Annotated in this window: 23 protein-coding genes and 1 pseudogene; 14 read left to right on the top strand and 10 right to left on the bottom strand. The window is 59.4% G+C overall.

All coding sequences use genetic code 11. From position 1 onward, the window contains the following. Positions 1-52 precede the first annotated feature (52 nt). The 5 genes from M2367_RS20000 to gpt all read right to left on the bottom strand — a co-directional run bounded on the left by M2367_RS20000 (position 53) and on the right by gpt (position 5,023). Positions 53-1,306, bottom strand: a complete 1,254-nt coding sequence (locus M2367_RS20000; RefSeq protein ID WP_259238153.1) for a glutamate-5-semialdehyde dehydrogenase — start codon at positions 1,304-1,306, stop codon at positions 53-55. A gap of 175 nt (positions 1,307-1,481) precedes the next feature. Further along, positions 1,482-2,585 carry a glutamate 5-kinase gene (gene proB / locus M2367_RS20005; protein WP_224432209.1) on the bottom strand — a complete coding sequence of 368 codons (1,104 nt, stop codon included), beginning with the start codon at positions 2,583-2,585 and terminating at the stop codon, positions 1,482-1,484. 89 nt (positions 2,586-2,674) lie between these two features. Beyond that, a complete protein-coding gene (crl, locus tag M2367_RS20010; RefSeq protein ID WP_042039768.1) occupies positions 2,675-3,067 on the bottom strand; it encodes a sigma factor-binding protein Crl in 393 nt (130 codons plus the stop codon). Positions 3,068-3,137: 70 nt separating this feature from the next. Next, positions 3,138-4,400: an esterase FrsA gene (gene frsA, locus M2367_RS20015; protein ID WP_259238159.1), complete on the bottom strand. Its 1,263-nt coding sequence runs from the start codon at positions 4,398-4,400 to the stop codon at positions 3,138-3,140. A gap of 155 nt (positions 4,401-4,555) precedes the next feature. Continuing rightward, positions 4,556-5,023, bottom strand: a complete 468-nt coding sequence (gpt, locus tag M2367_RS20020; RefSeq protein ID WP_259238160.1) for a xanthine phosphoribosyltransferase — start codon at positions 5,021-5,023, stop codon at positions 4,556-4,558. 993 nt (positions 5,024-6,016) lie between these two features. On the opposite strand from gpt, the gene M2367_RS20025 reads away from it, so the two are divergent. Next, positions 6,017-7,468, top strand: coding sequence for an aminoacyl-histidine dipeptidase (locus M2367_RS20025; protein WP_224432157.1), 1,452 nt, complete (start codon positions 6,017-6,019; stop codon positions 7,466-7,468). A gap of 327 nt (positions 7,469-7,795) precedes the next feature. Next, positions 7,796-7,918, top strand: coding sequence for a hypothetical protein (locus M2367_RS20030; protein WP_157013844.1), 123 nt, complete (start codon positions 7,796-7,798; stop codon positions 7,916-7,918). A 210-nt stretch (positions 7,919-8,128) separates the two neighbouring features. Here M2367_RS20030 and M2367_RS20035 read toward each other — a convergent pair whose 3' ends face one another. The 5 genes from M2367_RS20035 to M2367_RS20055 all read right to left on the bottom strand — a co-directional run bounded on the left by M2367_RS20035 (position 8,129) and on the right by M2367_RS20055 (position 14,205). Next, positions 8,129-9,145 (bottom strand): ABC transporter ATP-binding protein, encoded by a 1,017-nt coding sequence (locus M2367_RS20035; protein ID WP_259238166.1) that lies wholly within the window; start codon positions 9,143-9,145, stop codon positions 8,129-8,131. Continuing rightward, entirely contained in the window at positions 9,142-10,137 is a 996-nt protein-coding gene (locus M2367_RS20040; protein WP_259238168.1) for an ABC transporter ATP-binding protein, read from the bottom strand. The genes M2367_RS20035 and M2367_RS20040 overlap by 4 nt, the downstream gene beginning before the upstream one ends. Positions 10,138-10,150: 13 nt before the next feature. Then, positions 10,151-11,968, bottom strand: a complete 1,818-nt coding sequence (locus tag M2367_RS20045) for an extracellular solute-binding protein (RefSeq protein ID WP_259238170.1) — start codon at positions 11,966-11,968, stop codon at positions 10,151-10,153. Between the two features lie 97 nt (positions 11,969-12,065). Beyond that, the gene (locus M2367_RS20050) at positions 12,066-13,109 is read right to left on the bottom strand and encodes an ABC transporter permease (protein ID WP_224432945.1); all 1,044 of its coding nucleotides are present in this window, start codon (positions 13,107-13,109) and stop codon (positions 12,066-12,068) included. A gap of 70 nt (positions 13,110-13,179) precedes the next feature. After that, on the bottom strand, positions 13,180-14,205 hold the full coding sequence (locus tag M2367_RS20055) for an ABC transporter permease subunit (RefSeq protein WP_310504100.1): 1,026 nt from the start codon (positions 14,203-14,205) through the stop codon (positions 13,180-13,182). Between the two features lie 741 nt (positions 14,206-14,946). On the opposite strand from M2367_RS20055, the gene M2367_RS20060 reads away from it, so the two are divergent. From M2367_RS20060 to M2367_RS20115, 12 genes and pseudogenes are all read left to right on the top strand, one after another. Further along, positions 14,947-17,559, top strand: a complete 2,613-nt coding sequence (locus tag M2367_RS20060) for a TonB-dependent siderophore receptor (RefSeq protein WP_259238174.1) — start codon at positions 14,947-14,949, stop codon at positions 17,557-17,559. A 104-nt stretch (positions 17,560-17,663) separates the two neighbouring features. Then, positions 17,664-18,428 carry a DUF3450 domain-containing protein gene (locus tag M2367_RS20065; protein WP_042039781.1) on the top strand — a complete coding sequence of 255 codons (765 nt, stop codon included), beginning with the start codon at positions 17,664-17,666 and terminating at the stop codon, positions 18,426-18,428. Then, complete coding sequence (locus M2367_RS20070) at positions 18,425-19,798, top strand: MotA/TolQ/ExbB proton channel family protein (protein ID WP_259238178.1); 1,374 nt, start codon at positions 18,425-18,427, stop codon at positions 19,796-19,798. The genes M2367_RS20065 and M2367_RS20070 overlap by 4 nt, the downstream gene beginning before the upstream one ends. A gap of 10 nt (positions 19,799-19,808) precedes the next feature. Next, on the top strand, positions 19,809-20,336 hold the full coding sequence (locus M2367_RS20075) for a MotA/TolQ/ExbB proton channel family protein (RefSeq protein WP_259238181.1): 528 nt from the start codon (positions 19,809-19,811) through the stop codon (positions 20,334-20,336). Positions 20,337-20,400: 64 nt separating this feature from the next. Next, positions 20,401-20,808, top strand: a complete 408-nt coding sequence (locus M2367_RS20080; protein WP_005892521.1) for a biopolymer transporter ExbD — start codon at positions 20,401-20,403, stop codon at positions 20,806-20,808. Between the two features lie 15 nt (positions 20,809-20,823). Continuing rightward, the gene (locus M2367_RS20085; protein WP_042039786.1) at positions 20,824-21,459 is read left to right on the top strand and encodes an energy transducer TonB; all 636 of its coding nucleotides are present in this window, start codon (positions 20,824-20,826) and stop codon (positions 21,457-21,459) included. An 11-nt stretch (positions 21,460-21,470) separates the two neighbouring features. Beyond that, on the top strand, positions 21,471-22,715 hold the full coding sequence (locus M2367_RS20090; RefSeq protein WP_259238188.1) for a lipopolysaccharide assembly protein LapB: 1,245 nt from the start codon (positions 21,471-21,473) through the stop codon (positions 22,713-22,715). A gap of 252 nt (positions 22,716-22,967) precedes the next feature. Next, on the top strand, positions 22,968-24,011 hold the full coding sequence (metN, locus tag M2367_RS20095) for a methionine ABC transporter ATP-binding protein MetN (RefSeq protein ID WP_259238189.1): 1,044 nt from the start codon (positions 22,968-22,970) through the stop codon (positions 24,009-24,011). Next, on the top strand, positions 23,992-24,645 hold the full coding sequence (locus M2367_RS20100; RefSeq protein WP_042039789.1) for a methionine ABC transporter permease: 654 nt from the start codon (positions 23,992-23,994) through the stop codon (positions 24,643-24,645). The genes metN and M2367_RS20100 overlap by 20 nt, the downstream gene beginning before the upstream one ends. 27 nt (positions 24,646-24,672) lie before the next feature. Further along, positions 24,673-25,473: a methionine ABC transporter substrate-binding lipoprotein MetQ gene (gene metQ, locus M2367_RS20105; RefSeq protein WP_042039790.1), complete on the top strand. Its 801-nt coding sequence runs from the start codon at positions 24,673-24,675 to the stop codon at positions 25,471-25,473. A 100-nt stretch (positions 25,474-25,573) separates the two neighbouring features. Beyond that, entirely contained in the window at positions 25,574-26,074 is a 501-nt protein-coding gene (rfaH, locus tag M2367_RS20110; RefSeq protein ID WP_259238208.1) for a transcription/translation regulatory transformer protein RfaH, read from the top strand. 105 nt (positions 26,075-26,179) lie between these two features. Then, positions 26,180-26,282 (top strand): annotated as a pseudogene (locus tag M2367_RS20115) (transcription/translation regulatory transformer protein RfaH); the annotation flags it as partial. Positions 26,283-26,420 lie beyond the last annotated feature (138 nt).

The raw sequence follows: 26,420 nt of genomic DNA on the forward strand, positions 1-26,420 counted from the left end.
ACATGCCGACCCTGGGGTCGGCATGTCATTGACTGAGGTGCAGTACCAAGACTCAGGGGCGGGAGAGATAATCCGCCTGCCCCACCCACTTGTAGCTGGTCAGCTCGGTCAACCCCATGGGGCCCCGGGCATGCAGCATCTGGGTAGAGACAGCCACCTCGGCCCCCAGACCAAACTGGGCCCCATCGGTGAAGCGGGTCGAGGCGTTGACATAGACAGCGGCCGAGCCTGCGCCATTGATGAAGCGTTCGGCGTTGCCCAGATCATTGGTCAGGATGGCGTCAGAGTGACTGGCATTGTGCTCGCGCATGTGCGCCAGCGCCTCCTCCACACCGGCCACCAGCTTGACCCCCAGGGTCAGCGCCAACCATTCGGTATCGAAATCGTCGGCCCCCGCCTCCCGCACACCGTTGGCCCCGTTGAGCTGCGCCATGGCATTGGGGTGCGCCACCAGGGTCACCTTCTGCTCGTTCATCCGCGCGACCAGCTTGGGCAGCAACTCGGCGGCAATGGCGTCATGCACCAGCAGGGTATCGAGGGCGTTGCAGGCAGAGGGGCGCTGCACCTTGGCATTGTCGATGACGGCCAGGGAGCGGGTCAGATCCGCGCTCGCATCCACGAACACATGACTGATGCCAAAACCGCCGATGATGACCGGAATGGAGCTGTTCTCCTTGCACATCTTGTGCAGGCCGGCGCCACCGCGGGGGATGATCATGTCCACGTAGCGATCCAGCCGCAGCAGCTCGGCCACCAGCGCCCGGTCCGGGTTGTCGATGTATTGCACCGCCGCAATGGGCAGGCCAGTACTGGCCAGGGCGGCCTGGATCACCTTGACCAGCTCCAGGTTGGAGTGGAAGGTCTCGCGCCCGCCGCGCAGTATGCTGGCATTGCCGGTCTTGAGGCAGAGCGCTGCGATGTCGATGGTGACATTGGGACGCGCCTCATAGATGACCCCAATCACCCCGATGGGCACCCGGCGCCGGGAGAGACGCAAGCCATTCTCCAGCACGCGGCTGTCCAGCTCAGCACCGACCGGATCGTCCAGGCTCACCACCTTGCGCACGTCGTTGGCAATGCCTGCCAGCCGCTCGGGAGTGAGCAGCAAGCGGTCCAGCATGGCCTCGGACAGGCCGGCTTCCCGACCCGCCGCGATGTCCTTGGCGTTGGCAGCCAATATGGTGCTCTGCCGGGCTTCCAGCTCCTGGGCGATGCTCAGCAGTGCCTGATTCTTCTGGGCCGTGTTGATGGTAGCCAGTTGATAGGCCGCCTCGCGGGCCGCTTGGCCCAATGTCTCCAGACTCATCTTTCGATCCTTTCATATGCCGGCAGGCCCCAGCCCACCACCTAGATTACAGCGATATCATCTCATCGCACGGCATCAACACTACAGCAGTATCATCTCATCGCACGGGCCATCGCCCGGCATCAAAACTACAGCAGTATCATCTCATCGCGCGGACCATCGCCCGGCATCAACACTACAGCAGTATCATGTCGTCGCGGTGAATGGCCACGGCGCCATAGCCATAGCCCAGCAGCGTCTCTATCTGATCCGAGTGAACCCCCCGCAGCCGTGTCAGCTCCTCGTGGTTATAACGGCAGATGCCACGGGCCAGCTCGCTGCCATGGGGATCGAGGATCCGCACCACATCACCGCGCACGAAGATGCCCCTGACCCCGGTAATCCCCTTGGGCAACAGGCTGGAGCCCTTGTCGCGCATGGCGACCACGGCCCCGAGATCGACCTGCACTTCGCCAAGGGGCGGTGGGCCCGCCAGGATCCAGCTCTTGCGCCCCTCAAGGGGAGAGGCCAGGGCCGGGAAGCGAGTGCCGATCCGCTCGCCATTGGCGAGACGCCCGACCACTTCCGGCACCTGACCCGTGGCGATCACCACATCGACCCCCGCCCGGCGCGCCACATCGGCCGCCTGCAACTTGGTCGCCATGCCGCCGGTCCCCAGGCCACTGACGCTGCCCCCTGCCAATTTACGCAGGGTATCGTCTATGGTCTGCACCTCCTCGATCAGCTGGGCATCGGGGTTGGTGCGCGGATCCGCGGTGAAGAGCCCGGTCTGATCGGTCAGCAGGATCAGCAGATCCGCATCGGCCAGAATGGCGGCACGCGCAGAGAGATTGTCGTTGTCCCCCACCTTGATCTCAGCGGTGGCGACGGCATCGTTCTCATTGATGATGGGGATGATGCGGTGGTCGAGCAGGGTGCGCAGGGTATCGCGCGCATTGAGGTAGCGCTCCCTGTCTTCCAGGTCGGCGCGGGTCAGCAGCATCTGGCCGACGTGCAGGTCATAGAGGTTGAACAGATCCTGCCAGACCCGGATAAGCTGGGTCTGTCCCACGGCCGCCAGCATCTGCTTGTTGGTCAGGGTCGGGGCCAGCGGGGGGTGCCCCAAATGGGCACGACCGGCGGCGATGGCCCCGGAACTCACCAGCACCACCCGGTGGCCCTGGCGGTGCAATGCGGCGCACTGGCGAACCAGTTCGACCATGTGGGCACGATTGAGCTGGGAAGATCCCCCGGTGAGTACACTGGTGCCCAACTTGACGACTATGGTTTTGTTTTCCATGGAATTGATAAGGCAAAAAGGTAAGGATTCCCTTTATACCCACGCCCCTGCTGCCCTGCAAGGCAATTAACCCCCGCAGGGCAGTCGGGTCAGGCGGCGGTGACGGATAACTCGCGGGTTACCTGCTCCGCGGGGGCAAGTTGGCACTCCAGTTGTGTCAGCTTGGTATTAAGCAGCCGATAGAAGAGTCGCAAGGAGCGGTCTACCTCGACCTGATGCTTCTTGGGGAGCGGCTTGTCTATCCAGTTGCCCTCGCCGTTATAAAAGCCGAGCTGATAGTGGTACTGGAAGTGGTGATCGTCTTGCTCCAATACCAGCCACCAGCCCCAGAACTCCCGCTTGTCCGGCGCCGCCTTGGCGCTGACGCAGACCGACAGGCAATCAAAGTAGTAGCGCCCCTCATGACAGAGGTCTTCCCTGAGATAAGGGCCAATGGCGGCAAATTGCCGCAGCAGGCGTTTATAGGTGACTCTTTCTGGCATGTTAACCTCCGTGTTGAACAAGCAGTGCCATCACATCAACCGGGATACTGACGGCGTAAAAAGAAGATATTCAAGTACATAGATGTTGCTTGAGCCAAGTTACCGTTTCATGAAGCGCCTGGTCATAGACCTCCCGCAACGGCTGCTTGTCAAACACCACCGCCTTGCCATTGCGGCTGCAGGCGGCCAGTGCCCTGACATCAGACTCTGGACAGATAAAGTCCCGCTTGTGACCGATGCTGAGGATGGGCACCGAGGTGCGCGTACTCATCAACCCCTGTTTTTTCAGGGAAAACACCTGACTCTTGGTGCGGATCTGTTCCCAGTCGGCGGCATTGGCACCCAGCCTGTTAGCCAGACTATCACGCATCATGCGCGGACACTTGGCAAAAAGCGATGGGTCGGCGAAGCACTGATTCACCCCGGCACCGATGCAGACCACGGTACGTAATTTGAACGGTTCAATGAAGGCGAGCCTGGCCGCTATGTTGCCCGCAAAGCGAAAACCCACCATGGCAATGCGCTGGTGATCGACCCAGGCCACCTCGGCCAGATAGTGCAACACGGCTTGATGCAGGCGGCTGGTGTCCTGCACCAGGGGCCAATGTTCGGCGTAGCCGATGCCCGGCATGTCGAGGGAGAGCATGCCAATACCATTCGGGGCCAAATACTTGCGATAAAAATTGAGGTAATCGAGCTGGAGTGAGTCGATGCCCCCGCTCACCATCACCAGTGGCACCGGCTTGTCGATGGTCGGCAGGTGCAAGTAGCCCTGAATGTGTTTGCCGCGAAACGGCACCTGTATCTCTTTGAGGGGCACCTCGAACAGGCGCCCCGCCTCCCGATAAGCGAGATTGCCGAGCAGTTGAGCCTGATCGGCCAGCTCATCGTGTTTGAGATGGGGATAACTGGCGATGGAGTAGTAGCGCACCGCCTTGAGCAGGGCATTGATTGCCTCCGGACGCTGACCTGCGTCGGCCAGGGCTCGCCCTTGCTTGAAGTGACCGCCGGCCTGCTGGCTCCATTCAAAGACCCAGTTGCCTGGCACATAGCCCTTGATGGTATCGAGCAACTCAGGGTGGCTCCGCTCCCCCTTGCCCATGGCGATCCGGGCCAGGGTCTGCTCCACCTCGACCGGATCCGCCCCTTGCCAGGCCCAGGAAGGGCGGCGCAGCAGACGATACCAACTGCGCACCGCAGAACCGTCGATGAAGTCCTCCGTCTCAGCCTGCGGCTCAAGGGGACTGCTGTTCGATATCTCCGAGGTCTCCTGGACCTTCTTGACTCGGGTAAAGAGTTGCTCGGTCAAGTTAATGTCGTCATTTGGCTTCACTGCATCGTCTCATCGCCATCAATCAGTGACCCATCTTACCCAGGTTTTGTCATGGCAGACCACCCCAGACTGGCCCCATTGCCACGCCACAACGAAACAGGGCCCCCGAAGGAGCCCTGTGTATCAACAAGCGGTGCCCGCAGAGGCCGTCGGCATTACTGCTCTTCGCAGATGGGCGTGGTGAACTCCAGCGCCATGTCCCAGGGTTGCTCAATCCAGGTGTCTTGCGGAATGGCGACTTCGAAGTCATCCACCAGCGGCTCGCCGAGGGGCTTGGCGAAGATGGTGATGAACTTGGCTCTTGGATAGAGCTCGCGAATGGCCTTGGCGGTACCGCCGGTGTCGACCAGATCGTCAACCACCAGCCAGCCTTCACCGTCCCCGGCGGTGGTTGCGGCCTTGACCACAGCCAGTTCGCGCTGGTTGTTGTGGTCATAGCTGGAGATGCACAGGGTCTCTACGTTGCGAATGCCCAGTTCACGGGCCATCAGGGCCGCGGGCACCAGGCCACCACGGCTGACGGCGATGATCCCTTTCCACTGGCTGACAGGCAGTTGGCGACGAGCCAGACGACGGGCTTCCCGCTGCAGGTTATCCCATGACACGTAGAATTTCTTAGGCATGCTATCGATCTCGACAAGTTATTTTAAAACAGATGAACACTTGAAATTTATTACCTGCCAACGCTCGTCCCCGGAGTGATACCACAGGGTCCTGCACCAAATTCAGCTTGCACTCGATCCCGCTCGGGCTAAGTCAGCCGGGCCGGAAACGAACAAAAATAGAGAGGCAATCTGGGCTCACCATGACAACGCATCGCAAGGGATGGGCATGGACAGGCTATTGGGCGGCTATGTTAGCACCCTTTCCCGGTGAAAAGGTTGGCAAACGTATGCCTTTTTATCAGCAAACCGGAAGGTGAGTATCGTTTGATGCCGCCCTCTGGGCTCAGTGATCGGCGAGGAAGGGGGCGCTGTTCAGGCAGCCTTGGCAGGGAAACGAGACGGGGATGAGGGCAGCCCAAGGGGATATGGCGTTCATCAAGAGAAGAAGGCATAAATGGCGGGCAAAAAAAAGCAGATGGAGGAGACCTCACGCCTGCTGTTTTCTCTACCTGGGTCCATGGCGCTCGCCTCTGGGCCCTATCGCCGCTTAACGACGATTGACAAAGGCATTCGGATAGCTGAAGCCCTGGGTGTAGAGAGAGGGGGTAAACCAATAAGTTGCGCTACTGCCTGACATATAAACTCCTGATTGCTTAACAAGTTACGTACCTTTATGCGGGCTTGAATCCTTAAGCTGACACTCGGTTCCATGGAGGCGCACTTGCTTTGCTTCGGTTCCCTGGAGGCACTTCTCGTCATCCTGACAGTGGTGGAGACCACGGAGGACAATTTACCAGCATCATCGTAAAACTCAATATTTTTGTGATGTGAGTCACAAAAATAAATCGCCAGTTTTGGGCGTCACACCAGCTTGCCAGCCTGGCCAAGGCGAGTGACGGCCATGATTTGTGCTGATCGCTCACAGTTTTACGGGATTGACTGTATTATCGTTACCCTCTTCATCAGGCCCTGGTGGGCCCGGTTATTTCCCGTGCTGGTAAGGAGTCTGACGTGGCACCTCTTAGTTCTCTATCTCCCAAACTGATTTGGCACTTCTTCGAACAGATCTGCGCCATTCCCCATCCCTCCAAGCATGAGGCCAAGCTCAGTGCCTGGATCACCGAATGGGCCCTGAGTGAAGGGCTGGCGGTCAAACAGGATCCCGTGGGCAACCTCATCATCAAAAAGCCCGCCACCCCTGGCATGGAGAACCGCAAGGCCGTGGTGCTGCAAGCCCACATGGACATGGTGCCCCAGGCCAATGCCGACACCCAGCACGACTTCGCCACCGATCCCATCGATGCCTACATCGATGGTGACTGGGTCACCGCTCGCGGCACGACCCTCGGCGCCGACAACGGCATGGGCATGGCTGGCTGTCTGGCCGTGCTGGCCGACAAGAGCATCAAGCACGGCCCGCTGGAAGTGCTGCTGACCACGGACGAAGAGACCGGCATGACCGGCGCCTTCGGCCTGGAAGCGGGCTGGCTGGAAGGCGAGATCCTGCTCAACACGGATTCGGAAGAAGATGGTGAGGTCTACATGGGCTGCGCCGGTGGCGTGGATGCCAATATCCGCTTCCCCCTGGAGCAGGTTGCTGCCGGTGAGGGCGCAGGTTTCGAGCTGCACGTGAAGGGACTGCGCGGCGGTCACTCCGGGGTCGACATCCACCGTGGTCGTGGCAACGCCAACAAGCTGCTGGTACGCCTGCTCAAGGCGGCGGAGCCCCTGGGCGTGCGCCTTGGCGATATCAGCGGCGGCACCCTGCGCAATGCCATTCCCCGCGAAGCCCGGGCCAAGCTGCTGGTGCCCGCAGCCAGTGTCGCGGGCTTCAAAGCTTTGGTAGACCAGTATGCCGGTATCTACCAGAGCGAGCTGGCCGCCGTCGAGGCAAACCTGACGGTCTTGCTGCAAGAGCAGGATGCCCCGACCAAGCTGCTCTCTGACGATCTGCAGCGCCGCCTGCTCGACGCCCTGATCGCCTGCCCGAATGGGGTGATGCGCATGAGCGATGCCATCCCGGGGGTGACCGAGACGTCGACCAACCTGGGGGTCATCAAGACCCTCGACAACGAAGTCTATGTCCAGTGCCTGATCCGCTCCCTTCATGACACGGGTCGCGAGAGCGTGGAGCAGATGACCCGCTCCCTGTTCAGCCTGGCTGGCGCCAGCTGCGAGTTCACCGGTGCCTATCCGGGCTGGGCACCGAACGTCAACTCCCCCGTGATGGCGCTGGTGCGAAACAGCTACCAGACCCTGTTCGGCGACCTGCCCAATGTCATGGTGATCCATGCCGGTCTGGAGTGCGGTCTGTTCAAGAGCGCCTACCCGGATTGGGACATGGTCTCCTTCGGCCCGACCATCCGCGGCGCCCACGCGCCGGGCGAGAAGGTGCACATCCCGGCGGTCGAGCGCTTCTGGCAGCTGCTGGTCCATGTGCTCGAGCAGATCCCTGCCAAATAAGACCCAGGCAGTCCAACATGCCCCGCCTGGTGCGGGGCATGATCCAAGCCCCACTCATCTTTTCACCCTCTCCCCCCGCCTCTCCTGCTTGCTTTTTGCTGACTCACGGACCGCAGCGGCTGCCCTGCCACCAATATTTTCCCCCTGAACCGGCCTGCAACCGCTTTCTGAAAACCTATCCATGAACCGACTTGCACAGGAAAACCTTTTCCAGGAGTTTTGTTGTTTAATTACCTCAAAATTTGATCTGCATCACATTAATCGCTAGGATTGAACCGTGACCTTTGTCACAGAAACATCCCAGACAACAGAACGACGAGGTGAATCATGTTTGAGAACCTGGCAGTGCTGTTCCACCTTAAAGGTGCCACCAGCAAGAAAAAAGGCAGTGTTGAAAAAGACACTTATGCCCCGGCCACTCGTAACTACTACTTCCGTTACGGTGCCTAATCACAACGGCAATCATGTCGTTATTAACCAACAAAATACCTATCAATACCACACACAGCCGCCATGCCATCCGGCACGGCAGTCCTGCCCAGGCCTCTGTGCGCACGCACTCCCAGGCCGAACCTGAACGCTACCAATGAAGATGGGGCCCACGGGCCCCATTTTTTAATTCCCTTGCCCCCGGCTCCCTCATCTCCAGGCTCTCATCTTTCAGATCACCTTTCCCAGTGATACCGGATCCTGCGTCGGCACCTCCTGAAGCGGCAGCGGGAAGTGGCAGGCCACCAGATGGGTCTCTCCCGCACAGGGGTCGAGCTTGGGTGACTGGCTGCGACAGCGTTCACCGGCATGGGGGCAACGCTGATGAAAATGGCAACCTGGGGGTGGTGAGATGGGCGAAGGCACATCCCCGCTCAGCAAGATCCGCTGATTGCGGCGCCGCGGATCCGGCACCGGAATGGCGGAGATCAGCGCCTGGGTATAGGGATGGCGCGGGTTGCGGTACAGCTGCTGGGCCGGGGCTATCTCGACGATGCGCCCCAGGTACATGACGGCGATCCGATCCGAGATATGCTTCACCACCGACAGGTCGTGGGCGATGAAGATGAGGGCCAGGTTCATCTCCCGCTGCAGGGTCAGCAACAGATTGATGATTTGCGACTGCACCGACACATCCAGCGCCGACACCGCCTCGTCGCAGACCAGCAGCTTGGGCTTGAGCGCGATGGCGCGCGCGATGCCGATGCGCTGACGCTGCCCCCCTGAAAACTCATGGGGAAAACGATCCGCCGCCGTCTCGGGCAGCCCGACCTTGCCGAGCAGCTCTCGCACCCACAGCTGGCGCTCACTGCGACTGCCCTTGCCGTGAATAATGAAGGGCTCTTCCAAAATCTGGCCCACGGTATGGCGACCATTGAGGGATTCTGCAGGATCTTGAAAGACGATCTGCATCTCCTGGCGCAGGGATCGCATATCCCCGGCACTCAATCCCGTAATATCCCTCCCCTCGAAACAGATTTGCCCCGCCGTGGGTTCGAACAGCTTGAGCAGGGAGCGACCCAGGGTCGACTTGCCACAGCCAGATTCCCCTACCAGCCCCAGCGTCTCCCCTTGCTTGAGATCGAAGCTGATGCCATCCACCGCGTAGACGGTGTACTTCTTCTGCAACAGGCCGCCGCCCATGACGAAGTGCTGCTTGAGCCCTTTGACACTCAACAGTGGCGTCATACCCGGATCTCCTTCCAATGATGGCAAGCCACGGCGTGCCGGTTTTGAAGCTGCTCCATGGGCGGCACCTGACTGACGCAGATGTCGCTGGCATGGGGACAACGGTTGGAGAAACGGCAACCCGCCGGCATCTCAAAGAGTGCAGGCACCTGGCCCTTGATGGTGTTGAGCAGGGTCTTGGGCTCATCTTCCAGGCGAGGGATCGAGTTCATCAGGCCATGGGTATAGGGGTGATGGGGCTGCTCGAACAGATCAAATATCTGGGCGCGTTCCACCGCGCGCCCGGCATACATGACCACCACCTCGTCGCACAGCTCGGCCACGACCCCGAGATCATGGGTGATGAAGAGAATGGCCATCCCTGTCTGGGCTTGCAGCTCCTTCATCAGCTCCAGGATCTGGGCCTGGATGGTGACATCCAGCGCCGTGGTCGGTTCGTCACAGATGAGCAAGTCCGGCTCGCAGGAGAGCGCCATGGCGATCATTACCCGCTGGCGCATACCGCCAGAGAGGTTATGGGGATAGACATTGAACCGCGTCTCGGGCTCCGGCATCCCCACCTTGCGCAACATGGCGATGGCGGCCTCCTTACGCTGGGCCTTGCTGTACGCAGGCCTGTGCAGGGTGAATACCTCCACCAGCTGGGCGCCTATGGTCTTGACCGGGTTGAGTGCCGTCATCGGCTCCTGAAAGATCATGGCGATCCGATTGCCGCGCACCTTGTACATCTGCTCCGGGCTTAAATTGAGCAGCTCCTCCCCCTGAAAATTGATGGATCCCGCCACCACCTGACCATGAGGCTTGGGCAGCAGTCCCATGATGGCCAGGGAGGTGACGCTCTTGCCGCAGCCAGACTCGCCGACTATCCCTAAGGTCTGGCCCGCCTGCACCTTGAAGCTGACGCCGTCCAGCACCTTGATCTTGCCGTCATCGACACTGAACTCCACCTCAAGATCCCGAACGTCCAGGATGGGCACCTTGCTTATCGACATCTGACTCACCCTCTCAACTGCGTGCATAGGTCTTGTCGACCATGTCTTGCGAGGGCAGGCTCTCGCCCGCATCCCTGGCCTGTTTGGTCTCTTCCTTTGCCTTGGGATCGAGCCAGAGCAAGCCACCACTGCTATAAGGGTAACCGTCCATCGGCCAATAGAGCTGATCCGGCGAATTTCGGGTGGCAGGCACCTCGGGCAACATCACATAACGCCAGGCACTGGCCCGCACATAGTTAAGCTGGGCACCGGGCACGAAGATGGCCAGATCGTAGATGCGCTGCTGAATTTGCTGGGAGAGCTTGGCACGCTTGTCGGTGTCGAACTCACTGCCATAGGTATCGATCAGGGTATCGAGCGCCTTGTCCGCCACATTGAAGAAGTTGTTGGTCTGCGGCTTGTTGGCATTATCCGAGTGGAAGAACTCCCAATATTGCGGATAGAGGCCACCGCCACCCCAGCCAAGCCAGGCCGCCTCATGCTTCTTCTCCAGCATCACCTTGAAGCCGGTCGCGCCATCGACCAGGTTGAGCTCCAGATCCAGACCCGCCTTCTTGGCCTCTTCCTTGAGCGCGGTCAGCCGTTTGGTATGCTCAGTGGTGGCATAGGTGATGGCCAGACTGAGCCGCTCCCCCTTGCCATTTTGCAAGATACCGTCCGGTCCCGCCTTGTCGAATCCACCCTTGGCAAAGTAGTCACGGGCCTGATTGATGTCATAGGTACGCTCGGGTAAGGCAACCTCGGTGAAGGCACCAAAGCCTGAGTCAAAGGTGGTGGCGCGCTGATAGTCGCCATAGAGCACCGTCTTGATCATCTTGTCGATGTTGAGGGCGTGCTGGATGCCGAGCCGGACATTGATATCGGCCAGCTTGGGATTGGCAATGTTGAGGTGCAGCCCCTGAGCGCCCTGCTTGGTGTCCGTCATGGCCATCACCTTCTTGACCAGCCCCTGCTTGTACTCCTGGGTGTTGGCCTTCTCGTGCCACCAGTTCGGCAGCAGCATCTCGAAGCTGTCAAACTCCCCCTTCAGGAAGTGGCGAAAGGCGATGTTGCGATCACGAATGACCTGCACCTTGATGGTATCGACGTTGAATCTGTGCTGGTTGTAGCGATCGCTTTGGGCCCACCACGCCTTCTGCTTGCTGAAGGTGATGGACTTGCCCTTCTTGACCTCTGTCATCACATAGGGCCCTGTGGTCGGTACCACGGCCCAGTTGTACTTCTTCACCCAGTTCTCATCGAGGGTGTAATAGTGTTTGGGTTGCGGCCACAGCTCAGTGGTATTGAGCAAGTCCAGTTTGGCCTTGGGGTTACCGGCCTTGACCAGGATGGTGTGCGCATCAATCTTCTCTACTGCCACCACCTCGGTGGTGTAGTAGTTGTTAAACCAGGGGCCCTTGATGTGCTTGGATCGCATCATCTCGTAACCGAAGGTGTAGTCATCGGCGGTGACCGGCTTGCCATCGGACCACTTGGCGCGCGGATCCAGCTTGAAATAGACGGTCTGATTGTCAGGGGCGATGGCCCATTGAGTCGCCAGCGACGGAATGGGGTTGCCGGTATTGGGATGAAAACTGATCAGCCGCAGCTGGTTATCCAGGATATAGGAGCGGAAGGCGCCATTGGAATCAGGCCCTACGGTGCGAAAGGTCAGCGGAAAACTGTCGACAAACATATTGAAGGTGCCGCCCGGCAGCGCCTTGGCAGAAGCAAACTGGGGATCCTGATCATTGGTCTCCCAGACCAGCCCCTCCGGCAACGTCGCCGCCCACACCCATTGCCCGTTCACCAGCAGGAAGAGGGCCCCTATCCATTTCATCTTGTTGTTCATCTTGACCTCCTGGTCACTGCATCCCTGCACGGGGCACTGATTGATAACGGGTAACATTCACAAGGTGCGCCCGCCTCTGCAGAGGCGTGGCGACCACTCATTGATAACGGGTAAATTTACGAGGATCGAAGGCTTCACGCACCGCTTCCCCGATGAAGGAGACCATGATCAGCACCAGACTCACCGCCACCACCACGGAGCTGACGATCCAGATGGCATCCAGATTGTTGATGCCCTGGGAGAGCAGCTCTCCCCAGCTGGGGGTCGGCGGCGCCAACCCGAAACCGAGGTAATCGAGCGCCGTCAGGGTCGAGATGTTGCCGACCACGGCGAAGGGCGCCAGGGTCACTATCATCACCAGGGTATTGGGCAGTATGTGGTTGAAGATGATCCGCTTGGTGCTGGCACCCTGGGCCCGCGCCGCCATCACATAGTCTCGCGCCCGCTCCTTGTAGGTGAGGGTACGCATGTACCAGGTGATCCCCATCCAGCCGAACAGCACATTGATGCCGACAAAGAGGCCGAAGTTGGGCTTGGCCAGAGAGACCAGGATCATGATGACGTAGAGGAAAGGCACCTGGGACCAGATCTCGATAAAGCGCTGCAAGAAGAGATCAAACTTGCCGCCCAGAAACCCCATCATGCAGCCAATGCTGACACCGATGAGGTAACTCGCCACCAGGACGATGAAGGCAAACCCGATGGCGATGCGAAAACCGTACACCAGCCGCGCCAGCACATCGCGACCACTGGTGTCGGTGCCGAGGAAGTGGCGATCCGCCAGGCTGGGGGCGTAGGGCGGGTAGACATCTTGCTTGAAGTCTTGCTCGTAGGGATTCCAGGGCACCGGGGGCAGCAGCACCCAGTTTCCGTTGTTCTCCTGCTCGAACTTGCCCTGCAGCTGCCGGTAATTGGTCTCGTATTGGTAATCCAGCCCGAAGTGCTGGCCCGGGATCACGTCGCCATAGGTGGGGAAGTAGAGCTCCCCCTGATAGTTCACCACCAGCGCCCGGCTGTTGACCAGCAGCTCCGCCAGCAACGCCAGCATCACCAGGGTTGAGAAGATGATGAAGGAGTAGTAACCCCGCTTGATGGACTTGAAACGCTTGAGCTTCTTTAGCGTGACCGGATTCAGGTTCATGATCACTCTCCAAACCGCACGCGAGGATCGACGGCCGGCATCGCCATGATATTAAGGACAAGGTTCATGATCATTCTCCAAACCGCACGCGGGGATCGACGAGGGCAACGCAAATATCCGAGACGATATTGCCCACCAGCATCAGCATGGAAGTGATGGCGAGTATGCCCATGACGGTGGGGTAATCCCGCTCGACGATGGCCTCGTAACCGAGCAGACCGATGCCGTCGATGTTGAAGATGGTCTCAATCAGGAAGGAGCCGCCAAAGAAGACGGTGAGCACCGACCCCAGGTGGCTGGCGATGGGGATCAGGCTGTTACGCATGGCGTGATCGGTCACCGCCTTGCGAAACGGCAGCCCCTTGGCCACGGCGGTGCGCACATAATCCGCCGACAGGTTCTCCATCAGGCTGTTTTTCATGGTCATGGTGAGGATGGCAAAGTCGCCGATGGCATAAGCGATAAGCGGCAACAAGGCGTGGGAGAAGACGACCACTATCTTGTCCCAGCTGCTCTCCATGTACTCGAAGTCATCGCCGGGGAAGCCCCCCATAGGCAGCCACTCCAGGTGAAACGCGAAGACGGTGATGAGGAAGATCCCCACCACATAGGCGGGCAAGGCATAGGCCATGTAGATGAGCATCGAACTGATGGAGTCGAAACGGCTGTTGTGTTTGAGCGCCTTGGCCACCCCGAGCGGGATGGATACCGCATAGCTGAGCAGGAAGGTCGCCAGCCCGAAGAAGGCGGTGACGGGTAGCCTGTCCTTGATGAGATCCCAGACCGGCTCGTAGTAACGGGTCGACTCCCCCAAGTCCAGCACCACCAGCTTCTGCAGCCACTCCCAATAAGCGATCAGCATCGGCTTGTCGAGACCATAGAAGGCCTTGAGTTCCTCGATCTGTTCGTCGGAGAGGGCCTGGCCGCCTTTGCTGCCGCTGGATCGCCCGGATTCATTTTGCGAGACCTGAGCTTGCAACAGCATGCGCTCGACCGGGCCGCCCGGTACGAAACGGGTGACGGTGAAGACCAGCAGCGTGATGCCTAGAAACGTCGGGATGATCAAAAGCATCCGACGTAAGAAATACGACAGCATGGTGGGTTAAACCTCGTCCTTGTTGTTATTGTGTGGCCAGTCATTTCCTGTGACTGGCCTCTCCTTCCTGGCACGACAAGCTGGATTGACTGGCAATTTGACAAACAATCCGCTCGGCCACTGTAAAACCTCTGCAACAAAAATCAAGTAAAACGAGCCCTTGGTCTCCTCTCATCCCCTTGCATGTCGCAACAGTGTAAATCACTGCACTTTTTTTGCTGAAAACTTAAATTCGAAATAAAAAACCACTATTAAAAAAAATATTTAAAGAATTTAAATTTTGTTTCATTCATGTGACTAAAAAGGTGAAAGCACATAAAATCAACAAGTTAAGATCGTGAAATTGAAATAGCTATAAAGAGGCAATAGACAGCCATCTCATCTGACCAGCCAATCTATTTATCGGGCCACCCTCGACACTCAGCAGTTAAAAATATCGTGAACGGCTGGAAAAGTGAGATGAAACTCAACAAGACCCCATCGTTAGTAATAAGTTCCGCATTAATCAAATACTTCACCAACAAGAGCGTTAACATCACATTAACCTTTCATTTTGCCATGCGTCAGAATATATAACTAAGAAAACGTTGTGCATTTAATATTGTGCCGCCACAAAACGCGATCTCCCCATACAGTGCCCATCAATTGACTCCCGCCGCCAAAACTTGATAAGCCTTACGCACTGCTCCAACGAGGGCGGTTCAGGAAGCAAACAATAAACAACCAGGAAGGATATAAGCGATGCTTAGGAAAAGCAGGATCTCTGCTGCCATCGCGTTCGCGTTGGCGAGCGCAGCAGCAGTAGTGGCCCCCTCTGTCTATGCCGAAGAAGAGGGCCAATCCGTTGAACAGCTGCAGAAAATCAAGGTCACTGGCTCACGCATCTCCCGCGTCGATGTCGAAGGCTCCACCCCTGTCGTCTCCGTCAGCAAGGCCCAGATAGAACAATCCGGCCAGCAAACCGTCGCTGACTACCTCAAGCAGGCCTCCTACAACTCCTTCGGCGGCGTCTCTCCCTCTTCGGGCAGCTCCTTCCAGTCCCAAGGCACCGTCGGCCTGCGTGGCCTGGGGTCAGAGCGAACCCTGGTACTGCTCAACGGCAAGCGGGTCGCGGGCTCCCCCACCATGGGTGGCACCGCCATCAACCTCAACACCATCCCCATGGCGGCCGTTGAGCGGGTCGAAGTCAACCTGGACGGCGGCTCCGCCATCTATGGCTCCGACGCCATCGGCGGCGTGATCAACGTCATCCTCAAGCAAGACTACGAGGGTCTGCAATTCCAGGGTCGTCTCGGTAGCCCGTCTGAAGACGGCGGTGACGAGAAGAGCGGCTCCGTCATGGCCGGTATCACCGGGGAGAAAGGCTCCCTGATGGCCGTCTATGAGCACGACAAGAAAGACATCATCTACTCCCGGGATCGCGACTATCTCGTCAAGCAGGGCAAGGAGGCGCCGAGCGCCTATGGCCGCAACGTCGAGGGCGTCACCGGGGTAGACGGCAATGGCGATGCCCAGTGGAAATATGGTCCCCTGGCGGGCGCCACCGATGCCAATGGCACCTGCAAAGAGCCCTTCACCAACTTCGATGGCGGCTGTAACTATGACTACGGTCAGGTCGCCGCCAAGACGGCTTCGCGCAGCCGGGATACCCTCTATCTCAACGGCCGTTATCACATCAACGACAGCGTCGACTTCGTGCCGCAGATAGTCGCCTCCCGGGTCGAGAGCTTCGGGCGCTTCGCCCCGGCAGCAGGCTCCTTCACCGTGGATGCGGCCAACCCGAAAAATGCCGCCTTCTACCAGCAAAATGGCCTGGATGCCGCCGCCACCGAGAGCCTGGGGGAAGCCGCCTACGTCTACTACCGCTTCAACAACGTCGGCACCCGCGACAACCTGGTCACAGATACCACCGGCAGCCTCAACCTGGCGTTCGAGGGCACCCTGCCCACCGAAGCGGTCGGCGATCTGATCTGGAACGCCGGTTACATGTACTCCAAGACCGACAACAAGGAGAACGGTACCGGTTACGTGCTGGCCCCCGCCGCCCAGCAAGCGGTTGCCGATGGCAAGTTCGTCAATGGCGAGTTTGATGCTGACACCACGGCCTCCATGGCGGCCGATACCAGCCGCCGCGCCACCATGGACTTCTACCAGTGGTATGCCGGTGTGCAGTGGGACATGGGCGAACTGCCAGCCGGCCCGGTCAGCTGGTATGCGGGCGCCGAGTACAACGACTGGGTCTATGCCGACAAATATGATTCCCAATCGGAAGCGGGCAACATCATAGGGTCGTCCGGCAACTCCTCGGGGGGCGATCGCAACGTCACCGCCGTCTATGTGGAGACCCTGATCCCGATACTGGAAGAGGTCGAGCTGAGCGTCGCCGGTCGCTATGACAAGTACAGCGACTTTGGCAGCGCCTTCTCCCCCAAGGCCAGCGTTCGCTATCAGCCCCTGGACAACCTGATGTTCCGTACCTCCTGGTCGCAATCCTTCCGCGCCCCCAGCCTGCAGGATCTCTATGCTGCGGACTCTTATTCAGCGGACTGGGCCAAGGATTACGTCTACTGCCAGAACAACGGCATCTCGGCAGCCGACTGCCCGAACCAGCAGTACAATACCACCCGAACCTCTAACGAGGAGCTGCAGGAAGAGACGGCCAACACCTTGAACTTCGGTGCCAGCTACAGCCCAATCGACGACCTGAACTTCTCCCTGGATTACTACATCATCAAGATTGAGGATGTCATCCAGCTCAACTCCACCCAGTCCATCATCTATGACGAGCTGAACAACGGCGGCTCCAGCCTGGTCGAGCGCCGCAGCGACGGCAAGATCCGCAATGTCACCTCTCCCATGGTCAACCTGGGGGATCTGAACACCAGCGGCCTGGACTTCAAGGCGGATTATCGCTACGACCTGAACTTCGCCACCATCCGCTATGACTTCGGCAGCACCTACATCCTGGAGTACAAGGAAGGTCTCTACGCCGGTGGCCCGGAGATTGACAAGATTGGCCAGAACGGTAAGCCGCAACTGCGCTTCAACTCAGGGGTCGGCGTGAACGTGCCCCAGTGGTGGAACATGGATACCTATCTGAGCGCGAACTACATCGACTCCCAGAGCCAGGACTATCTCGCCGACAGCGGTGAAGAGACGGGCCACATCGCCTCCAACACCACCTGGAACCTGAACGTCGGGGTCGATACTCCCTGGGATGGCAAGCTGCAGGCCGGTGTGAAGAACATGTTCAACCGTATTCCATCTCTCGAGAGCGATGGCTTCACCTATGACGAAGACATCTACAGCATCGACGGTCGCATCTACTACCTCGACTACACCCAGAAGTTCTGATCCCTGTGCTGACATAACAGTAAGCCGGCCCCCGGGCCGGCTTTACCCAAGGTCCAAAGAAGTAACGGAGATAGGGTAATCCTATGAAAACAAGGACGATTACAATGAAGAAAGCGCTTCTGGGCAGCCTGATCTCGGCCGCTCTGTTGACCAGCTTCAACCTGAGTGCCGCCACCGCAGGCCAAGCCGTGGACACCCAGGCCGCCACCGACAATGCCTCGAAAGTGTCTCAGCAAAAGATTGATAGCTACGCCGAAACCGCAGAATCCGCCCTGGCCCAGTACAAGGCGAGTCTGCGTCAACTCGACAGCCTGCACGTCTATAACGAGCAAGTCGGCAAGATGGTCGACTCCCAGAGCAGCGAGCTGGCCTCGATGCAGCGCCAGATAGCCCAGATCGATCAGACCAGTACCGAAGTGGTGCCGTTGATGCTCAAGATGATCGACGCCCTCGACCAGTTCGTCAGCCTGGACTTGCCATTCCAGAAAGTGGAGCGGGAAGACAGGGTGGCCGCCCTGACCCACCTGATGGACAGGGCCGATGTCACCATCTCGGAAAAATACCGCAAGATCCTCGAGGCCTACCAGATCGAAGAGGGCTTCAGTCGCACCATAGAGGCCTACAAGGCCAGTCTGGAAAAAGACGGCGCCCAGAAGACCTATGAGTTCCTGCGCGTCGGCCGCATCGCCCTGCTCTACCAATCCCCGGACGGGATGGAGACAGGGGTATGGAACAAACAGACCCGCCAGTGGGAAGCCCTGCCCCAGGAGTATCGCAGTGCAGTTGAACAAGGCCTTCGCATCGCCAAGAAGCAGGCTCCCCCTGCCCTGATCAAGTTGCCGGTTCACACTGCGGAGAAAGCATCATGAAAGGACTCAGACTCACCATAGCCTCGCTGATAGCGGGTGCCGCCCTGTTTACTCTGCCAGTCACCGCCGCCGAGAAGCCGGTGGATCTCAATGCCCTGCTGAGCCAGATCAAGGCCGACAGCCTGACCGAATCTCAGCTCAACAAGGAGCGGGAGGCCCGCTTCCTGGCCGACAAGAACGAACAGGCCAACTTGCTGGCCAAGGCCAAGGCGGATCTCGCCGCCGAGACCGCCAAGGGCGATCGGCTCAAGGCCAGTTTTGACGCCAACGACAAGCAGCTGACCGAGCTGACCGAGACCCTGCGCCAGCGCGCCGGCAATATGGGGGAGATGTTCGGTGTGGTGCGTCAGTTCGCTGGCGAGTTCAAGGGCATCTTCAACGCCTCGCCGCTGCGGGTAGAACATCCCGATCAGGCGCCGCTGCTGACCAAGCTTGCCGATAGCAAGGAGCTGCCCTCCAGCCAGGAACTTGAAGCCTTCTGGACCACCATCCTCAGTCGCATGGTCGACGCAGGCAAGGTGAGTCAGATCCCGGCCACCGTCGTCTACGGCGAAGGCAGCCAGGCCGATAAAACCGTCACCCAGATTGGCGAGTTCAACACGGTCGCCGATGGCAAGTACCTGAACTTCGTCCCCGAAACCGGCAAGTTTGAAGAGCTCTCCCGTCAACCGGACAGCAAGATGACCTCCCTCATCGCCGACTTCGAGCAGGGCGGCGCCGGGCTTGAACCCATCTATGTGGATCCGTCGCGCGGCGTCATCCTCTCCCTGCTGGTGCAGTCCCCAACCCTGGCCGAGCGCATCGATCAGGGCGGCGTGGTCGGTTACGTCATCCTGGCGCTGGGCGCCGTTGGCCTGCTGATCGCCCTGTTCTGCGGTGCCCGTCTCTCCCTCATCGGCGGCGCCATGCGCAAGCAGATGAAGTCAGACACCATCATCAAGGGCAACCCGCTGGGTGAGATGCTGACCGCCTATCAGGGCCACAAGGGCGACAACATCGAAGATCTGGAGTCCAAGCTCGACGAGGTGATACTGCGCCATGTGCCGACCCTGGAGAAGGGCGTGAGCATCATCAAGCTGATCGCCTCGGTCGCCCCCCTGCTGGGTCTGTTGGGGACAGTGGTCGGCATGATTGCCACCTTCCAGGCCATCACCCTGTTCGGTACCGGCGATCCCAAGCTGATGGCCGGCGGCATCTCCGAGGCCCTGGTCACCACCATGCAAGGCCTGGTGGTCGCGGTGCCCATGCTGTTCCTCTACACCGTGGTGCAGACCCAGAGCCGTCGCCTGATCCAGATCCTGGAAGAGCAGAGCGCGGGTTTCGTGGCCCGTTATCAGGAAGGTCTGCACGCCGCCAAAGCAGCAGCCTAAGGAGTCTTCCATGTGGTTCTGGTTGATTGAGGAAGTGGAATCCATCCGGCGCTTTCTGGGCATGGGGGGAGATGTGCTGGTCGCCATCTTCTTCCTCACCCTGTTGATGTGGGCCCTGTTGCTCGAGCGCTGGATCTATTTTCTGACCATCTACCCGCAGCAAGCCAGGGGAACCCAACAGACCTGGCTGGCCCGCAGTGACCATGGATCCTGGTCTGCCAAGCAGATCCGCCGTGAACTGGTCTCCCGGGTTGCCCTGGCGGTGGACAAGGGGATGCCGGTCATCAAGGTGCTGATCGCCCTCTGCCCGCTGATGGGCCTGCTTGGTACCGTGGTCGGCATGGTGCAGGTGTTTGACACCCTCGCCATCACGGGCACGGGATCGCCGCGGGCCATGGCCTCCGGCATCTCCAAGGCCACTATTCCGACCATGGCGGGCATGGTGGCCTCCCTCTCGGGTCTGTTCTTCGCCAGCCGCCTCGAGCACAAAGGCAGGCTCGCGGTCGACAAACTGGAAGACAGCCTGAAGCACGGTTGAATCAGGGAATGATCCGGTGGCGAAGCCAGGCTTCGCCACCCGCGACAAGCAAGGAGTTTTTGCTATGAGAAAGCGTCACAGCGCAAGCAGCGCAGACGAGGCGGCGATCGATATGACCCCCATGCTGGACATAGTGTTCATCATGCTGATCTTCTTCATCGTCACCACCTCGTTCGTCAAGGAGGCCGGGGTCGAGATCAATCGCCCCAGCGCCAATACCGCCGAAACGGTCAAGAAGGGCAACATCATGGTGGCCGTGCGTGAGAACGGTCAGGTCTGGGTCGACAAGCGCCAGGTCGAGGTGGGCGCGGTGCGTGCCAACATCGAGCGGCTGCGTGCCGAGAACCCGGAGGGCGCCGTGGTGATCCAGGCCGATACCGAATCCAAGTCCGGTATCGTGGTGGAAGTCATGGATCAGATCCGCATGGCCGGGGTGCAGAACATCTCCATCGCGGCCAACAAAGAAGGCTGATGCCAGGGGTCACCAATGAGATACCTGATATCCTTCGCAGCCGCTTTTCTGGTGGTATTCGGCCTGTTCTGGGGAATGGACAAGCTGGTTAACCAGGATCGCCGGGAGCTGTTGGAACAAGACGACGTCAGCATGGTCGATTTTGTCCGCCTCAAGCCCCAGGAGACGCTGCAAGAGAAACAGAGAGAACTGCCCAAACCGCCGCCGCCCAAGCGCCCGCCACCTCCTCCCGAGATGGAAGTGTCGAGCCCGGACAAGCCGCAGATGCAAACCATGGCCATGGACATGCCCAAGCTGGACTTGCCGGTCAACATCGCCGGGGGCAATGCCCTCGGCGCCTACAGCACCGGTGGCGGTGGGGGTGGCCTGGGCGGCAATAACGGTGCCATACCACTGGCAACCTTCGAACCCATGATGCCGCGCAAGGCCGCCCTGGCGGGCCTGGCATCGGGCAAGGTGCTGCTGGAGTTTACCGTTACCGAACGGGGCACCGTCAGCAATGTCCGGGTCGTCAAGGAACAGCCCCGCAGCTACGACCTCGGCAAAGAGGCGCGTAAAACCGTGGCCAAGTGGACATTCAAACCGGCCATGGTCGATGGCAAGCCGCAGGCGAGTCGCATGCAGCAAGAGATCGAATTCGCGGTCAACTAAGGAAGGTGGCGATGAACAAATTACACAAGGGGATATTGGCCCCGGTCGCCCTGGCCGTGTTGATGAGCACAGCCAGCTGGGCCGCCGAACAACCCTCCCTCTCTGACCGCGCCTACCGCGCGGTCAACAAGGCTCAGGAGCTGATTGCCGCCAAGAAATATGGCGAGGCCAATGCCAAGCTGCAAGAAGCCCTGTCGGGGGCTGGCGAGAAGGTCTATGACAAGGGGGTGATACTGCAAACCCTGGGCTTCGTGGCGGCCCAGCAGGATCAATACAGCAAGGCGACCAAATACTTCGCCGATGCCATTGCGACCGGCGGTCTCCCCCAACCCGTGGCCCAGCAGGTGCGTTACAACCTGGCCCAGCTTTATATGGCCGATGGCAATTTCAAGGGGTCCGTGACGACCATGAAGGAGTGGTTTGCCAACCTTGGCAAGGATGACAAGCCAACCCCCCATGCCTACATCACCCTGGCCAATGCCCATGTCCAGCTCAAGCAGTATAGGGAAGCCATTCCGGCAGTGGACAGTGCCATCAAGCTGTCGGCGGGCAAGGCGCCGGAATCCTGGTATCTGCTCAAGATGGGGGCCCACTACGAGCTGAAACAGTACAAGCCAGCCACCGAGGTATTGACTACCCTGGTCGGCATGTTCCCGGAGAAGAAGAAGTACTGGACCCAGCTCTCGGCCATGTATATGCAGGCGGGTAATGATGCCAAGGCGCTGTCCGCCCTGGAGAGCGCCTATCGGCTTGGCATGTTGACCGAGCAGGCCGAGTTGCTGCGCCTGGCCAACTACCTCGCCTTCGCCGGCATTCCCCATCGCGGCGCCCGCGTACTGGAGCAGGCCATGAAGGCGGGTCAGGTCGAGCGCAGCGTGGCGAACCTCAAGACCCTGGCCAACTACTGGCATCAGGCCAAGGAGCTCAACCCGGCCATCGATACCATGATGACGGCCTACCGCCAGGCGCCCAACGCCGAGCTGCAGCTCAAGATGGCGCGCATGATGATCCAGAGCAAGCGCTATCAGGATCTGGTCGCCCTGGCGGGCAAGCCGGCGGGCAATGCCAGCGGTGAGCAGCGGGCCGACCTCAAGTTCCTGACCGGGGTCGCCTACTTCGAACAGGACAAACCCCAGCAGGCGCTTACCGCCTTTACCCAGGCCGCCCAGAATGGCCAGGTCAGCGGCCGTGCCACCCCCTGGATAAGCTTCCTCAAGGAGCAGAGCCAGGAGGCAAACAGCAGCCAGACCCAATAACCCCCGAGGGAATTGCCTCTCTCACCTGTTCCAGGTGACCTGAACCGCTCTTCGGAGCGGTTTTTTCTATAGGGAATATCCGACTATGGATATCCATATTTTAGACGTCTAGACGTAGAAACATGCATTGACATAGCCATCCAGACATCTTAGCATCATCCACCATGATGACAGAGCAAACCCAGTGTAACCTCTGCCCAATTTACCCGCCTGTAGCGCCCTGTGCTTTAAGGCTTTGGCACGGAAGAATCCATGATCAAGTTGAATGCCCTCAACAAAGTCTACGGGAAAGGCAGTGATGCCGTACACGCCCTGCGTGACGTGAGCCTGCATGTACCCCAGGGCAAGATTTTCGGTGTGATAGGTGCCTCCGGCGCCGGCAAGAGCACCCTCATTCGCTGCGTCAACCTGCTCGAGCGCCCCACCAGTGGCCAGGTCGTGGTCGATGACCAGGACTTGACCGCCCTCGGCGAAGCCGAGCTGACCCTGGCACGCCGTCAGATCGGCATGATTTTCCAGCACTTCAACCTGCTCTCTTCGCGCACCGTCTTTGCCAATGTCTCCTTCCCCCTGGAACTGGCCGGTTGGGACAAGGCCCGCATCAAGGGCCGGGTCGATGAGCTGCTGGCCCTGGTTGGCCTGGAGGCGCGCGCCCATGCCTATCCGTCCGAGCTCTCCGGCGGTCAGAAACAGCGCGTCGCCATCGCCCGCGCCCTGGCGCCGGCCCCCAAGGTGCTGCTCTGTGACGAGGCCACCTCGGCCCTGGATCCCCAGACCACCCGCTCCATCCTGAGCCTGCTCAAGGAGATCAACCTCAAGCTGGGGCTCACCATCTTGCTCATCACCCACGAGATGGACGTGGTGAAGGGGATCTGCGACGAGGTGGCCATCATCAGCGACGGCAGCCTGATCGAGCAGGGCGAGGTGGCCTGGTTCTTCAGCAATGCCAAGACCCAGCTGGCCCGCGATTTTATCCACTCCACCATCCACCTGGATGTGCCCCAGGAGTACCAGGACCGCATGACCCCGACCCGGGTTGCCAACAGCTATCCGCTGTTCAAGCTCGGTTTCACCGGTGCCAGCGTCGACAGCCCGCTCATCTCCGAGGTGAGTCGCCGTTTCAATGTCGACATCAGCATCCTGGCGGCGGACATCGAATACGCGGGGGGCGTCAAGTTCGGCTTCCTGCTGGCCGAGGTATTTGGGGACGAGGCCCAGTGCGCGGCCACCCAACAGTTTTTCATCGACAACCATATACAGCTGGAGGTAATGGGTTATGTCCGACGCCATGATTAATCTGCTCATCACGGCGCTGGGCGACACCCTTGTCATGGTGTCAGCCTCGGCCCTGTTCGGTTGCCTGCTCGGCCTGCCCCTGGGCGTCGCTCTCTATGTGACCAAGCCGGGTCAGATCCTGGCCAACCCGCTGTTGAACCGCCTGCTTGGCATCGTGGTCAACATAGGTCGCTCCGTGCCCTTCATCATACTGCTGGTCGCCATCATACCGCTGACCCGACTCATCGTCGGCACCAGTATCGGCACCATAGCGGCCATAGTACCGCTGACCATAGGCGCCGTGCCCTTCATCGCCCGCCTGGTGGAAGGGGCCCTGATGGAAGTGCCGGATGGCCTGCTCGAGGCCGCCAAGGCCATGGGCGCCAAGCCGCTGCAAATCATCACCAAGGTGTTGCTGCCCGAGGCCCTGCCCGGCATCCTCAACAGCGTCATCATCACCCTCGTCACACTCGTGAACTACTCCGCCATGGCCGGTGCCATCGGGGGGGGCGGTCTGGGTGATGTGGGGATCCGTTACGGCTATCAGCGCTTCGACCCAACCGTCATGCTGGTCACCGTGGCCATTCTGGTGGTACTGGTTCAACTCATCCAGAGCGCAGGTGAGCGTCTGGTCAAGCAATGCGATCATCGCTGAGCATCGATTTCTAAACAGGAGGTTTTTATGAAATTAGGCATTAAATCCATCGCGGCGGCCCTGCTGGCTGGCCTGGTACTGACCGCTTGCGGCCAGAAAGAAGAGAGCCAGACCCTGAAAGTGGGCGCCATCGCCGGTCCCGAGACCGAACTTATCGAGACTGCCGCCAAGATTGCCAAGGAAAAATATGGTCTGAACGTCGAAGTGGTGACCTTCTCCGACTATGTCACCCCCAACGTGGCCCTGAACGATGGCAGCATCGACATCAACGCCTTCCAGCACAAGCCTTACCTGGATGCCCAGATCCGTGATCGCGGCTTCAAGCTGGTGCCGGTCGGCAACACCTTCGTCTACCCGATTGCCGGTTACTCCAAGAAGATCAAAGCCCTGAGCGAACTGAAAGATGGCGACCAGATTGCCGTCCCGAACGATCCGACCAACCTGGGCCGCTCCCTGATCCTGCTGGAGAAACAGGGTCTGCTGACTCTGAAAGAGGGCGCCGGTCTGGAAGCGACTGTGCTGGACATCACGGCCAATCCACGCAACTTCAAGATTGTCGAACTGGAAGCCGCCCAGCTGCCGCGCTCCCTGGAAGATGTCTCTCTCTCCATCATCAACAACACCTTCGCCGGTCAGATTGGGCTGACCCCGACCCAGAATGGTCTCTTTGTTGAAGATAAAGAGTCCCCCTACGTCAACCTGATCGTCGCCCGTGAAGACAACAAGGATGACGAGAAGGTCAAACAGTTCGTGCAAGCGTTCCAGACCGATGAGGTTTACCAGAAAGGCATGGCGCTGTTCAACGGCGGACTGGTCAAGGGCTGGTAAGCCACCCGCCACACCAGCAAAAAAGGCCACGTCAACGTGGCCTTTTTTATCGCTGCCGCTATCATAGCCTCGGGCACGATCACGATAAGAAATAACAAGCATGAAACTATGGTATCTGGCCTACTGCAAGCCCAAGGAAGAGGCGCGCGCACGAGTCCATTTGGCAGCTCAGGGCATTGAATCCTATTACCCCATGGTGGAAGTCGAAAAGCTGCGCCGTGGCAAACGCGTGCCGGTGCGCGAGCCCATGTTCCCGAACTACCTGTTCATCTATGTGGACCTCGAGGAGGTCACTCCTGTGACCCTCAAATCGACCCGGGGCATCAGCCGCATCATCCACTTCGGTCGGGAGTGGACCCCCATCTCCAGCCAATTGGTCTACCAGCTGATGAGCAAGGACGACAGCGATGAGGCGAGGGCCAGCTATGCCTGCCTGCCGAATCAGGGCGACAAGGTGCTCATCGAATCGGGTCCCCTGGCAGGATTCGAGGCCATCTATCTGGAGCCGGACGGCGAGAAGCGGGCTATCTTGTTGGTCAGCCTGCTCAATCAGGAAACCAGCAGCAGCTTCGACAACCAGACCTTCCGTCGCCTGAACTGAGCTGGCTCCCGATGATGAGAAGCGCACCCTCTCTGCTGGTCATCCTGCTCAATCAGGAAACCAGCAGCAGCGTCGACAACCAGGCCTTCCGTCGTCTGGACTGACATGAATCCCGATGACGAGAAGCGCACCCTCTCTGCTGGTCAGCCTGCTCAACCAGGAAACCAGCAGCAGCTTCGACAACCAGGCCTTTCGCCGTCTGGACTGACATAAATCCCGATGGTGAGAAGCGCACCCTCTCTGCTGGTCAGCCTGCTCAATCAGGAAACCAGCAGCAGCGTCGACAACCAGGCCTTCCGTCGTCTGGACTGACATGAATCCCGATGACGAGAAGCGCACCCTCTCT

The sequence above is a fragment of the Aeromonas sp. BIGb0445 genome (assembly GCF_024809075.1).
Taxonomy (GTDB): Bacteria; Pseudomonadota; Gammaproteobacteria; order Enterobacterales; family Aeromonadaceae; genus Aeromonas; species Aeromonas rivuli.

Coding starts and splice junctions, on each gene's coding strand:
- M2367_RS20000 (WP_259238153.1), bottom strand. CDS start 1,306: ATGAGTCTGGAGACATTGGGCCAAGCGGCCCGCGAGGCGGCCTATCAA.
- proB (WP_224432209.1), bottom strand. CDS start 2,585: ATGGAAAACAAAACCATAGTCGTCAAGTTGGGCACCAGTGTACTCACC.
- crl (WP_042039768.1), bottom strand. CDS start 3,067: ATGCCAGAAAGAGTCACCTATAAACGCCTGCTGCGGCAATTTGCCGCC.
- gpt (WP_259238160.1), bottom strand. CDS start 5,023: ATGCCTAAGAAATTCTACGTGTCATGGGATAACCTGCAGCGGGAAGCC.
- M2367_RS20030 (WP_157013844.1), top strand. CDS start 7,796: ATGTTTGAGAACCTGGCAGTGCTGTTCCACCTTAAAGGTGCCACCAGC.
- M2367_RS20035 (WP_259238166.1), bottom strand. CDS start 9,145: ATGACGCCACTGTTGAGTGTCAAAGGGCTCAAGCAGCACTTCGTCATG.
- M2367_RS20040 (WP_259238168.1), bottom strand. CDS start 10,137: ATGTCGATAAGCAAGGTGCCCATCCTGGACGTTCGGGATCTTGAGGTG.
- M2367_RS20045 (WP_259238170.1), bottom strand. CDS start 11,968: ATGAACAACAAGATGAAATGGATAGGGGCCCTCTTCCTGCTGGTGAAC.
- M2367_RS20050 (WP_224432945.1), bottom strand. CDS start 13,109: ATGAACCTGAATCCGGTCACGCTAAAGAAGCTCAAGCGTTTCAAGTCC.
- M2367_RS20055 (WP_310504100.1), bottom strand. CDS start 14,205: ATGCTGTCGTATTTCTTACGTCGGATGCTTTTGATCATCCCGACGTTT.
- M2367_RS20060 (WP_259238174.1), top strand. CDS start 14,947: ATGCTTAGGAAAAGCAGGATCTCTGCTGCCATCGCGTTCGCGTTGGCG.
- M2367_RS20065 (WP_042039781.1), top strand. CDS start 17,664: ATGAAGAAAGCGCTTCTGGGCAGCCTGATCTCGGCCGCTCTGTTGACC.
- M2367_RS20070 (WP_259238178.1), top strand. CDS start 18,425: ATGAAAGGACTCAGACTCACCATAGCCTCGCTGATAGCGGGTGCCGCC.
- M2367_RS20075 (WP_259238181.1), top strand. CDS start 19,809: ATGTGGTTCTGGTTGATTGAGGAAGTGGAATCCATCCGGCGCTTTCTG.
- M2367_RS20080 (WP_005892521.1), top strand. CDS start 20,401: ATGAGAAAGCGTCACAGCGCAAGCAGCGCAGACGAGGCGGCGATCGAT.
- M2367_RS20085 (WP_042039786.1), top strand. CDS start 20,824: ATGAGATACCTGATATCCTTCGCAGCCGCTTTTCTGGTGGTATTCGGC.
- M2367_RS20090 (WP_259238188.1), top strand. CDS start 21,471: ATGAACAAATTACACAAGGGGATATTGGCCCCGGTCGCCCTGGCCGTG.
- metN (WP_259238189.1), top strand. CDS start 22,968: ATGATCAAGTTGAATGCCCTCAACAAAGTCTACGGGAAAGGCAGTGAT.
- M2367_RS20100 (WP_042039789.1), top strand. CDS start 23,992: ATGTCCGACGCCATGATTAATCTGCTCATCACGGCGCTGGGCGACACC.
- metQ (WP_042039790.1), top strand. CDS start 24,673: ATGAAATTAGGCATTAAATCCATCGCGGCGGCCCTGCTGGCTGGCCTG.
- rfaH (WP_259238208.1), top strand. CDS start 25,574: ATGAAACTATGGTATCTGGCCTACTGCAAGCCCAAGGAAGAGGCGCGC.